Origin of the sequence: Wolbachia endosymbiont (group B) of Melanostoma mellinum, from assembly GCF_947251465.1 — a bacterium.
Taxonomy (GTDB): Bacteria; Pseudomonadota; Alphaproteobacteria; order Rickettsiales; family Anaplasmataceae; genus Wolbachia.
Window position 1 is genome coordinate 506814 of the sequence record NZ_OX366366.1, and the last position, 12440, is coordinate 519253.

11 protein-coding genes are annotated in these 12440 nt (G+C 33.1%); 3 read left to right on the top strand and 8 right to left on the bottom strand.

Annotated elements, in window-relative coordinates:
- Positions 1–257: 257 nt before the first annotated feature.
- The gene (locus tag OPR42_RS02175) at positions 258–1364 is read left to right on the top strand and encodes a D-alanyl-D-alanine carboxypeptidase family protein (RefSeq protein WP_010405178.1); all 1107 of its coding nucleotides are present in this window, start codon (positions 258–260) and stop codon (positions 1362–1364) included.
- A gap of 32 nt (positions 1365–1396) precedes the next feature.
- Here the strand turns inward: OPR42_RS02175 and OPR42_RS02180 are convergent, their stop codons facing one another.
- From OPR42_RS02180 to OPR42_RS02195, 4 genes are all read right to left on the bottom strand, one after another.
- On the bottom strand, positions 1397–2737 hold the full coding sequence (locus OPR42_RS02180; RefSeq protein ID WP_064085792.1) for a DNA recombination protein RmuC: 1341 nt from the start codon (positions 2735–2737) through the stop codon (positions 1397–1399).
- Between the two features lie 263 nt (positions 2738–3000).
- Positions 3001–4161, bottom strand: coding sequence for a porin (locus OPR42_RS02185; RefSeq protein WP_265041679.1), 1161 nt, complete (start codon positions 4159–4161; stop codon positions 3001–3003).
- Positions 4162–4261: 100 nt separating this feature from the next.
- On the bottom strand, positions 4262–5065 hold the full coding sequence (locus OPR42_RS02190; RefSeq protein ID WP_265041680.1) for a hypothetical protein: 804 nt from the start codon (positions 5063–5065) through the stop codon (positions 4262–4264).
- 172 nt (positions 5066–5237) lie between these two features.
- On the bottom strand, positions 5238–6260 hold the full coding sequence (locus OPR42_RS02195) for a hypothetical protein (protein ID WP_264686554.1): 1023 nt from the start codon (positions 6258–6260) through the stop codon (positions 5238–5240).
- A 225-nt stretch (positions 6261–6485) separates the two neighbouring features.
- Between OPR42_RS02195 and secA the strand changes: the two genes are divergently transcribed.
- On the top strand, positions 6486–9137 hold the full coding sequence (secA, locus tag OPR42_RS02200) for a preprotein translocase subunit SecA (RefSeq protein WP_010405317.1): 2652 nt from the start codon (positions 6486–6488) through the stop codon (positions 9135–9137).
- A 130-nt stretch (positions 9138–9267) separates the two neighbouring features.
- Here the strand turns inward: secA and OPR42_RS02205 are convergent, their stop codons facing one another.
- The 3 genes from OPR42_RS02205 to dprA form a co-directional block, all read right to left on the bottom strand.
- Entirely contained in the window at positions 9268–9576 is a 309-nt protein-coding gene (locus OPR42_RS02205; protein WP_265041681.1) for a transposase, read from the bottom strand.
- 630 nt (positions 9577–10206) lie between these two features.
- Positions 10207–10347 carry a hypothetical protein gene (locus OPR42_RS02210; protein ID WP_010405218.1) on the bottom strand — a complete coding sequence of 47 codons (141 nt, stop codon included), beginning with the start codon at positions 10345–10347 and terminating at the stop codon, positions 10207–10209.
- Positions 10348–10601: 254 nt separating this feature from the next.
- Entirely contained in the window at positions 10602–11678 is a 1077-nt protein-coding gene (gene dprA, locus OPR42_RS02215; RefSeq protein ID WP_265041682.1) for a DNA-processing protein DprA, read from the bottom strand.
- Between the two features lie 61 nt (positions 11679–11739).
- Here dprA and OPR42_RS02220 point away from each other — a divergent pair, with 61 nt between their 5' ends.
- The gene (locus OPR42_RS02220) at positions 11740–12114 is read left to right on the top strand and encodes a ferredoxin family protein (protein WP_010405211.1); all 375 of its coding nucleotides are present in this window, start codon (positions 11740–11742) and stop codon (positions 12112–12114) included.
- A 32-nt stretch (positions 12115–12146) separates the two neighbouring features.
- On the opposite strand, the gene OPR42_RS02225 is transcribed toward OPR42_RS02220, so the two are convergent.
- Positions 12147–12413, bottom strand: coding sequence for a hypothetical protein (locus tag OPR42_RS02225; RefSeq protein WP_010405208.1), 267 nt, complete (start codon positions 12411–12413; stop codon positions 12147–12149).
- Positions 12414–12440: the final 27 nt, after the last annotated feature.

The following is a 12440-nucleotide window of genomic DNA, read 5'->3' on the forward strand; positions in this document are numbered from 1 at the left end:
TTTTGGCTGAATGTAGAAAAAATAAAAAAGACATGCAGCCGCTATAATTTTTATGTAATTTGCCAATAAATATCTGAGTTTTTTACTGAATTTTTGTTGTTGAACCCGCGCGGATCGAAAACAAGGATAAATACTGTTATTGTCATAATAAGGGGGCTGGCGCAGTTTGTCAAGGAAGTTTTATGCGAGAGATCTATTGAAATGCTCGTGCAAAATCATACTATTAATTAGTACACTATAAATTTAAAATTATAAATATGTTAAGCAAATTAGTAACTTTGCTATTAATTTTTATATTTCCTTTTTACTCATACTCATATCAGTTTAGAACCAAAGCAAAGCAAGCAATTGTCTTAGATTTAGCTTCAGACTCGTTCATTTTTGAACACAATTCCAGGGAAAAAATGGCCCCATCTTCAATGAGCAAATTGATGACTTTATATGTAGCTTTTGATTATCTAAAAGCTGGAATAATAAAAATGGAAGATAAATTTCGAGTAAGTAGAAAAGCATGGGAAAGGAAAGGCTCTTCTATGTTTTTGAAAGAAGGTCAATTTGTTACGGTAAAAGAACTACTTGAAGGAGTTACAATTGCCTCAGGTAATGATGCATGCATAGCGCTAGCCGAGGGTATTGCAGGATCAGAGGAGAATTTTGTTGCTGAAATGAATGAAGTTGCACAAGATTTAAATCTTAATGATAGTCATTTTGTTAACTCAAGCGGGTGGCCAGATGAAAACCATTTTATGAGCGCAAAAGACTTGGTAACACTGGCAAAAAGGATTTTTACTGATTTTCCTGAATACTATGATCTATTCTCTGAACAATATTTGACATATAACGATATTGTACAAAAAAATAAAAATCTTTTACTTTTCCATGATATTGGAGTTGATGGTCTAAAGACAGGTCATACAAGTGCTGGTGGTTATGGCATTATAGCATCTGCAAAACGGAACGATAGAAGAATTTTTGCTGTCGTGAATGGTTTGGACACCGAGAAAGAGCGAATAGAGGAAGCAAAAAGACTAATACAATATTCCTTAAATCATTTTAATACCAAGAAAATATTTGCTAAGGATAGCGTAGTTGAAGAAATAAATATTGTTTATGGAAAAGATAAAAAAGTGCCCGTTACAGTTGCAAACGATGTTACCATAACTTATAACCGCAGATTACATGATAAAATTAAAGTGCGTATTGAGTATAAAGATATGGTACCCGCACCAATTAAAAAAGGTCAAGAAGTGGGCAAAATTTTTGTAGAAATACCTGGTACTGAGCAACAAACTATACCTGTTTATGCAGCAAATGATGTGCAGAAATTGAGCTATATAAAAAAAATTTTTAGAAAGTTGTTTTAATCAGCAAATGTAAGTTAAGGAGACCTGAAATACTAATCTACTTTCAACCTCTCAGCATGTAAACTGCGTGGTAAAGATTCCAACTCTTTTGCAGCAGTGAGTTCTTTATTTTTTGCATGTATACCAAGCTTATTGAATTCTCGGGCAGCAGGAAACACTCTTGCCTCAAGCGAACCAGCAGTTTTATTGTAATGATCAACAGCACTTTTTAAGCTTCTGCGTAAATTATCAAAATTTTCGCCCATTGTGCAGATTCGCTCATATAAAATATGGCCTAGTTCACTTATTTTCTTTGCATTTTCAGCTATCATCTCTTGCTTCCATCCATAGGCTACTGCCCTAAGTAGCGCGATTAAAGTGATTGGTGTTGCAATAATTACTTTTTTTTCTATTCCAATTTCTATCAAAGCTGGTTCACATTCTAGTGCTGCGCTGAAAACCCCTTCTCCTGTTAAAAAAAGCACCACAAACTCTGGCGTATTTTCAAATTGGTTCCAATATTCCTTTCTGCCTAGATCGTTTATATGTTTTTTTATCGCCAGAGAATGATTCTTCAACTTTTCCCTTTGTATCTGCAAATCATTTTGTGACATAGCATCCATATAAGAATCAAGTGGCACTTTAGCATCTATTATTATTTGCTTTCCTGATGGCATTTTTATTATTAAATCAGGACGTAACAAATTATCCTCATTTTTATCAACCACTGAAGCTTGAGTAAAAAAATCGCAATATTCAACCATTCCCGCCATTTCTACCACTCTTTTGAGCTGCATTTCACCCCACTTACCCCTAATGTGAGGTTTCCTCAGGGCGTTAGCAAGGTTAGAGGTTTGACTCATTAATGCTCCAATTTGCTCCCTTAAACCTTCATAGGCCCCTACCCTCTCTTTCTCTAGCTCACGTATTTCACTGTCGAATTTTTCTAATTTTTCTTTTATTGGAGTGATAACTTCGTTGATCGTTGCTTGCCTTTTTTTGAAGTCACTTTCTGTTTCTTTTAGCTTATTATCGATCACTTCTTTTGCTAAGTTCAGAAAATTATTATTGTTTACCTGAAGAGCATCAAGAGAAAGTGCTTTAAAAGTGTTCGTAAGCCTCTCCTCTGCTTTTGTTAGTAATTCTATTTCCTTTTTCTTTTCTTCACGCTCTTTTTGAAGAATTACTTCAAGTTCTGCGTTCCTCACTTTCAAATCAACTATTTCCTTATTTTTATCTACTAAAGACTGTTTTGCCTCTTGAAGTTCATGTTCTACTTTAAGTAAATTCTTCTCAAGATTCTCACTAAATTTTCTGTTCTTTCTTACAACAATATAGAGAAATAGTAGTAAAAAAAGGAAATTCAATACAAAAGCTATAGAATTGAAAAGCATCAGAACACAGAAAAAACCGCACTCACAATACTATCTAATTTTTTTATATATAAAAAAGAAAAAAAGAGCACCTGAAGAGATGCGCTTACTGCAGGGCTTGGCTTGCTAATTAATAACCGTTTTCTTCTACACTTGGATTAGTAACAGAATGTCTTTTTATTGAAAATCTTATGTAATAGTTATTTTTATAATATCAAATAGCACATATATTAACAACTCAATTTTACTCTCATTATTACAATACTTACATACCAGTTACTTCACTAAAAACTTAGCTTCAATCCGGCCAAAAGCACATATCCGGAGTTATTATCTTCCACTGCAAGCTCCTTAGTACTAAATCTTACAATATCAAAGTAATATGAAGTACCAACAGCTAATGGATATTCAAGACTGAAAGCCTGTGATGTTAATTCGTTTGTACCTTTGTCTGCAATATCCCTAACACTATTAAAATATGTTAAGCTCACTTTACGAGAATCAGAATGATAAGCAATACCTGCATTTACATAATGCATATTATTTGTTTCATGACTACGCTTCTCACCAGATTTACCACCATTCCCGTACGACAAAATGCAATCAAGTTCAAAAAGCTTTAGTTTCACACCAAAATTCCAGTGTAGTAATTGATTATGACACTGAAGATCGCTAGAATTTTTGTTTGTACAATCAGTTAAATTTTCCCTTGCAAATTCACCAGTCAAAGCAGTAGTAAAATTTATTTCATCTGATAGGGCATTTTTATAGGAAAGACCAGCGGCTATTAAATTATTATATTGTAAATTATTTTTACCTGGAACATAACTGAATCCAATTTGAAAGTTATGAATTTCAGGAGAAATATAGTTTATCATTGGTTGTTTTAACTTCAGCTCTAGTCCATTATAGTCGCTGTAAACATTGGGTTTTACCCAAAATACCTTGTCCTTATCATACCCAGGGTCATCATCTTTTTTTCCATTACCGCGCAGATTTGCATAGTTTGTCCAATGACCATTTATTCCCCCAGCAGCTGTATAAATTTTTGAAGTGTTAATTAACATACTCTGACTAACTAAACTTCCTTTACCATATTCAAATGATCCAAACTCCTGATTCTTTATGATAAAATACCACTTCTCCATTTCTAACTTTTCTATGTCTAGTGCCTTTAAGTTTGCAATACCAGAAACTCCTGCCTTAACATCAAAACCCATTTTAGTATTTGGATAAACTTGCTGTAAATAAAGCAAGCGCAGGTCTGAATAGCTTGAGGTCTTGTCTTTTGTAGAGCTAAAAGAATCTCTGTTGAAAGCGTAGCCAAATCTTAAATCTATTTTTCCATCTAGTTCTGCATAAAATATCTCCTTATCTAGAATTACCCTAGCATTGACACTCCCTACCACGAATAATAATGAAAATAGTTTGATCAGTAACCTCATAGTTAAGCTTAAATTTTTAATATAAGCTTAATAGAAATAAAAAACAATTCTTATATTGTGTAGAACTTAGATACTACAAACCAATTAATGACAAAAGCGTTTAAGCATTCTTCACACTATGTTTTTGAATTATATTTCCATAAATAATTGATATACTTGGTAACTTTCGCTTTAGTAACTGCTTATTAATGGTAGAATATATACGACTAATTATTTTAGATGTGTTCTTTGCATCACAGTTAATCAAAATAAAAAGCACCTTATTCTCATCAATAAATCCTAGAAAATCATCACTACGGCAATTTTTATAAAAATGCTCTGTGATCATACTCAATGCATCGTTTATCTCATTAAATTTATTATTGAAGCCTATTATTCCTATAACTGCATTAATTTGATATTCAAAGGCAAAATTCAATATGACATATAACTCCAAAATCGTTGAATTATTGTCTGGTATATCAAACAAGTTGTGTTTTTTATATTTCTTACCCATCAGATATTTATCCCTAAACATTGCTAGCTTATGAAACAGGCTAATGTCACGTATCAATAGCTCATAATTAATCTTGCTATTAGTAAATTGAGTTGTGCGAAAAACTTTTACCTTTGTTTTTATATCTTTTCCTTTAGCGTCGATTAAAGAAAAGCCTATCACTTTTGGCAATATATCGGGCAAATCGCGCCCATCTTCAGTATACTCCAAATAGCTTTTCATATCTTCAGCTGCTCTTTTACTTAAAATATTGATTAACGGCTTATTAAGTAAATTCTCTCCCTCACATTTTAATAAATTCCTTGCAGCTTGATTGAGTCCCAAGATTAATACGTTCTTTTTCTCATTATCCTGACAAACAGATATCACAGCATCATCTTTCCTTCTTTCAGTTATAAAATCTTCCATATCTTCTCACATATAACGTATTTATAAGTATAATAAGATTGTATTAAAATTCATTTACCCATTAATATACTTGATAAAGTATAGAAAAATCGTCATGTTGCTGCATGTTCTAAGTCATGATAAAGGAATCAAAATTACAAATATAATTTTGCTTATTCTCTTTATACCTTCACTACAACAACTTATTTTGCTGTATTGGATTAGATGGTTGAATATAACCTAAAATACTGTAACACGATTCTTCGTATGAAGGTAGTAGTTCCTCAAGCGGTGCTGAAGGTTGTACTTTTTCATAATTGTCAGAAGGAAAATTGTCTAATTCTTTATTATTAGTTGCCTTATCCATACATTTTATTGGTTGCTCTATATAGTCTTGTATTTCTTTTGTAAAACTATGATTTAGATAACAACTTGTTAAGTAAGCTACACCTGCTACTGTGAGTGCTAATGCTACAAAAACTAAAGGTGAAGCTCCTATACACCTAAAAACCTTTACTTTATACATACTCATATGAGCAGGTGGGTCAATGGTTGTTGCCAAAAAAATAAAAAAACCAAGTGAAAAAAATATTAACACGCAAATTCCACCCAATGAACAAGATCCTAACGCTACTTCTTTTAATGATTCTTCGTTTTTCTTTTTATTATTAAGGCTTCGATACATTTTATTAACGTTAGTATTGCTAATATAATCTTCTAGTTCTTTTAAAATTTGAGTCTTTAACTCTTCAATCTCATTATCTATTAACGAATAGTATTTTTTATACCGCTGCTTCAATTGAACGTCTAATACTGATTTACCACCATTGAGAAGATTTAAAATGTCTTTTTTGCATAACTCAATCTCCTGAGAAATTTTAGAATCGTTTTGTCCTTTTATATCTTGATCCACTTTATCCTGTAGTTTTTGACCAAAATCTTTAAATACAGTTCTGCAAGAAAGGTATTTTAATATAATAGGTAAAGCTAGCTCATTTCCCTTACTAAGCAAAGATAAAAGCTTCAAAGCGAAAGAATTAGGTACTGCCTCTCTTGGTAGAATTAAGGTGAAATCTTCCAATACTTGGCAAACTAATTTTATTGAAGAATCTTTAAACCCTTTTGTACCAAATTTTAATGAAGCAAAAAATTCTTCTAATTCTTCAAAAGGACAACTATTTTCCTCTAATTTTACTTTTATAATATTGCTTAACATTGTAACTCCACTAACCGTTTTATACATGTAGCTTAACACTATTTTAATAATTTATTAAGAAAGTTTAATTATTAATTATAATATTTAATAAAATAAATAGACTCTTTTACATTTCATCTGCAAGAATCTTTTGCTTAGTTTGTAAATAAAGATTTTCTGAATCTAATTGCCGCAGGTTACGTTTAGTAATATAATCTCATATTAAATAAAACTTTACCTAAGTTTATGCCAGACTCTACGTTAGTTTTAACAACTATTCTTATATTCTTCATTTTTACGTTGTCACTTTTTTTTATAAAAAGGATATTTGGATCAACGAACAAGAAGATAATAAAATCCTTCAGAAAAATTGCTCAGCAGATTAATGCGCTAGAGCAAGAAATGCAGAGCTTATCTGATGAGGATCTTGCTAGTAAAACTGCGGAATTAAAACAAGAACTGAAAAATGGAAAAACACTAAATGACCTTCTCGTACCTGCATTTGCGGTTGTACGAGAAGCATCACGAAGATTCCTTAACATGAGGCATTTCGACGTTCAGCTAATTGGTGGCATGGTTCTCCATAATGGCATGATATCAGAAATGAAAACAGGAGAAGGAAAGACACTCGTCGCAACTTTAGCCGCATATCTAAATTCTTTAGAAGGAAAAGGTGTGCACGTCGTAACTGTTAACGACTATCTTGCAAAACGAGATACAGAGTGGATGAGTAAATTATATAATTCTCTTGGAGTTTCTGTTGCATTTATTACAAATAATTTGACAGACGACGAGAGAAAAAAGGCTTATAGCGCAGATATCGTATACTCAACAAATAATGAACTTGCCTTTGATTATCTACGAGATAATATGAAATTTTCTCAAGAAGATATGGTTCAGAGAGGCTTCAATTATGCAATAGTAGACGAAGTAGACTCCATACTGATTGATGAAGCGCGTACTCCGCTCATTATTTCTGGCCCACTTGAGGAAAATAATCAGATATATAAGCATATCAATAAAATAGTAATCAAATTAGTTGATTCTGACTATGAAGTCGATGAAAAGAGTAGAGCAGTGTTCCTCACTGAAAATGGCATTTCACGAGTGGAGGAATTACTAAAATCGTATAACCTCATTCCTGAAAATTCCTCGCTCTATGATACTAGCAATATTATACTGACTCATTATATAGATCAAGCACTTCGTGCACATAAGCTGTTTACTGCTGATAAAGATTATATAGTGAAAAACGGTAAGGTGGTAATTATTGATGAGTTTACTGGGCGCATGATGGAAGGTAGGAGATATTCTGATGGTCTTCACCAGGCACTGGAGGCAAAGGAGAATCTTGAAATTCAGCATGAAAGTCAAACTTTAGCATCAGTCACATTTCAGAACTACTTTCGTATGTACAACAAACTTTCTGGTATGACAGGAACAGCAGCAACAGAGGCAGAAGAATTTCGTGATATATATAGATTAAATGTAGTAAAAATTCCAACTAATGTGCCTGTTAAAAGAATAGATGTTGATGATGAAATTTATGGCACAGAAAAAGAAAAATTTAGTGCTGTATTGAAGTTTATAGCGGAATGTCACAAACGCCTTCAACCAGTGCTTGTTGGCACTGTGAGTATTGAAAATTCTGAAAAACTTTCCGATCTTTTGAAAAGCCATTCTCTTAAGCATTCAGTATTGAATGCTCGTTATCATGAACAAGAAGCGTATATAATAGCGCAAGCTGGAATACCAGGCAGCATTACTATAGCAACAAACATGGCAGGACGTGGAACTGATATTCAGCTTGGTGGAAATGTTGAAATGATTGCAAAAATAGAGCTCGAGAAAATAAAAAATGCTGATGAAAGAGAAAAAAAATATCAAGAAATAGTCAAAAGAGTAAAAAAAGATAAGGAAATTGCTATAAAAGCTGGTGGCTTATGTGTTATTGGAACCGAAAGGCATGAAAGCAGGAGAATAGATGATCAATTACGTGGACGTTCTGGCCGCCAAGGTGACCCTGGACTTTCTAAGTTCTTTCTATCACTTGAAGATGATTTAATGAGGATATTTGGTTCTGATAGAATGAGGAATTTTTTGCAAAAAGTGGGACTAAAGAACAACGAGGCTATTCATCATCCATGGATTAATAAAGCACTTGAAAAAGCACAGAAGAAAGTTGAAGTTAGAAATTATGATGTGCGGAAGTCTTTGCTAAAGTTTGATGATGTAATCAACAATCAACGTAAAGTTATTTTTAAGCAGAGAAATCATATTTTAAACAATGAAATCAATGATTTAGTTGAAGTATATAGTGAAGTAAATGAGGATATAATAGAAGGTATAGTACAAAGTGGTTATTACGAAGATTATGTTGAAGATATTGCAAAAGAATTCCACATAAGATACGGGATAACGCTTAATCTAGAAGAGTTTTTGAATAAACAAGAAGCCTTGGATTATATAAATGACAAGATACAAGAATTTTTTACTGAGAAAGAAAAATATTTCAATAGTCAACAAACTACAGATTTGTGGAATACGATAGTGAAACAAGTGATGATCATGACACTTGATCATTTATGGAGGGAGCACCTTTCGGTCTTAGAGAGCCTAAGACAAAGCATAAATTTGCGTGCCATGGGGCAAAAAGACCCACTGAATGAATTTAAACGCGAAGCTTTCTTAATGTTTGAGTCGATGCTTGAAAAGTGGGGGGAGCTTACCATTCACCGCCTAGCGCACTTTAAGTTGCTAGACAATCAAGAAATAGGCAATAGGTCACGCTCTACTAAAAATAGCAGACTTCCAAAAGTTTCAAGAAATGACAAGTGCCCTTGTAACTCTGGAAAAAAATACAAACACTGTCACGGTGCAGTTGCCGTAGTGAATTAGTTGTTGCAAGAACATTATAGCTGCTATAGCTAACCGAAGTAAGATTTGCCCGAGCACTAAAAAACAAAATCAATAGCCGAATTAATATTGGGCCAAAAGGTTTGTAGAGCCTTTCTTATGGCGTGCTTGATCAGAACTTCTCAATCGGATTTAAATCTGGCGAGTATGGAGGCAAGAACAAAATTTTACACCCAATATTTTCTATCAAATTTTTCATCCTTGCAGATTTATAAAAGCTCGCATTGTCGAGAACAATAGTCTGTCCAGGTTTAAATACAGGAACAAGTACATTTTCTACATAAGCATCAAAAATCTCCCTGTTGCAGTAGCCATCAATTATCCATGATGCTTTAACTTTTCCTTCATTCAGTGCTCCAATTATGATTACCCTCTTTCTTTTAAACCCTGGGCAAATAACCTCTTGCCTCTTTGAGACCACCCATATTCATAAAATTCATTGTCCTCTATTCCAGACTCATCTATGTATATCAAGTTTCCTTTATTTATTTCTTCTACTTTTTTTATGAACTCTTTGCGTTTCTCTTTATCTCTTTCTCGATAAAGAAAAGTTTTTTTTATATGTATAGTTTACTTTGCTAAGGTAGTTATATACTGTGCTTCTACACATATTACCAAATTCTTCAATTATCTTTTCAATTCTAATATCTTAATTTCCATTCAGAAATTTGGCAAATCTATCTAAGTCTTTAATCTTATGACCATATCCTTTGTGATAGCCTGAAGATGGTTTCTGTTTCTTTTTTCCTTTTCCTCCACAAATATATTGGTTTTATGCTCACTTTGAATATTTGACTGATTTTTTTATCGTCATTGTTTTTTTATCGACTCCTTTGAGAACACGTTCTTTCAGATCCTCACTATATGGACTTGGCATCTTCTTCTTTCTCATTACTTATTATACCATTCTAACCAATTTTGCCATATAGCTAAACCTTTCTTGGGTTAGCTATAGATGATAAAATATTTGATTCTAGTTCTTTATAGTCTACTAATCCGGTAGTTCTATTTGCTTGACTCATTTCAAACCTCCATTTTTTATATCAATTTATTACTTTTCTTTTCGGCTTGACACACTTTTTTGAACGTTCCCCACTTTTTCTATCACCTTTTCAAATTCTTCTACAGTTAAGCCTGTTATATTACGAAAATTTCTTGGGTGTTTCTTTATATTGTAGTAACTAAAGCTCATTTTTTTACCTTACTCTATCTGCTTATTCCTCTTTCATCATTTTATCATTACCTTTTGCAGCAGGTCTATTGATGCATGAGTCTGGAATCTAGGAATTCTGATTATATATTAAGTTAGTAAGTATAAAAGTTATGTAAAAATACAACGTTTTTAGTGAGATTACGGAAAGCCAGCGTCACACGCTGGAATGACATCTTTCTTGGTGGACTCAAATCATAATGTTTGTACGGTTGTGGATTTATAACTAAAGCAATCTAGAAAATTAATGATATTTTATTCCCCGGCAAACGCTCTATTTTATTTTCCGTCTCTAGTTCCAAAAGAGCCATTAGAGATATGTTGGTAGAAAGTCCGCTTGCTAATATAAGTTCATCTATATCAACAGGTACAGAGTTAATATGATCAACTATAACAGATTTTGCCTGTTGTAATTTTTCTTGTTTTTGGTCAGCAACGGTATCAAATAGATTTTTTTGCTGAAGCGGTAAACTAAATCTCACGCTCTCTACTATATCATCAGCGGATTCAACAAGTTTAGCGCCGTTCTTAATTAAATAATTACTACCACTACAGCGTGAATCTAAAGGGAAACCAGAAACTGCAAACACCTCTCTTCCTTGATTCAAAGCAAAATCTGCTGTGATGAGAGAACCAGACTTTTTTGATGCTTCAATTACCACAACACCGAGTGAAAGGCCAGATATAATTCGGTTTCTTTGGGGAAAATACTGAGGCTTTGGTTTAGTAGCAAATGGAAGCTCAGTAATTACTAACCCGCCATTTTCAGTGATTATTTTGTATAGATCAAAATTTTCTCTTGGGTATACTACGTCAATTCCGTTTGCTGTGACAGCAATGGTTGGGTGATTTTTGTATATTACACTGTTTGCTGCAGTATCGATCCCTCTTGCAAGTCCAGAAATTACGATGAAACCAACTTCGCTTAAATCAAGTGCCAACTTATTGGCAAAATTTCTTCCATTGATTGAAGAATTACGTCCACCGATTATTGCAATTATCTCACGGCTTAACAATGATATATCACCAAGTGTAGTTATTACAGGAGGACAACTCGGTATATTCCTTAAAATGTCAGGGTAATCTGGATCACATGCTGGTATTATTTTGGCTCCAATTTTTTCTGCATTCTTAATTTCTTCTTGTACATTTTTAATTCCATAATCCTTGTTAGCCAATTCATTAAGATACTTAAGCACTTCATCTAGTGAGCCACATGCTCTTAGTATACTAAAAAACTTTACTGGTCCCACAGTTCTAGCCAAGCTTAGCCATATTTCTAATTCTTCGTTATTTAATTTATTTATCTTCATAAAAGGCTTGAATTTCTTATCAGTTTAGTGTACCCAAGATAATGCAAATATACAGTATTTTATGACGCATTTTGTTACAGATAAATGCATAAAATGTAAATATACGGACTGTGTAGAAGTATGTCCCGTTGACTGCTTTTATGAAGGTAAAAATATGCTCGTGATTAACCCAGATGAGTGTATTGATTGTGGAGTGTGTATACCTGAATGTCCAGTAGATGCAATTGTAACTGATGATTCCATAAAAGATATTCTAGAGCTAGATGAAGGCTTACTGAACAATGAACAAAAAATCTTTAAATCATTTTACAACATAAATGTAGAATATTCGCAAAAGTGGCCAAATGTCACAGCTAAAAAGCAACCCCTAGATACAGCAGAAGAGTATAAAGAAAAAAAGGATAAAACAGCTTATTTTGACGAAAATTTAGGGTAATAGAGTACGAAAGTGGACTCACACTTTTTTGATTAAATAGACATTGAATTGTAAGCATCTATTTCATCTGCCATAGACGATAATTGTGCACTCTCAAAACGGAGATTGTTTGCAATGTCTATTAATTTCTCACTAATTTGTGAACGAAGTTCAGGCACTGGAAAGAAAGTATCACATCTAGCCTTGCACAGAGGTTTGTCTGTTTCATTGAACGCCTCTTCACAGTTTTTATGGCAAATATGAGATAGGTTGCGTGCCTGAAACGTTAATGAATTCGAGTTTTGTGTAGACATAACCATAATATACTCCTAAATTAAAAAACTAAC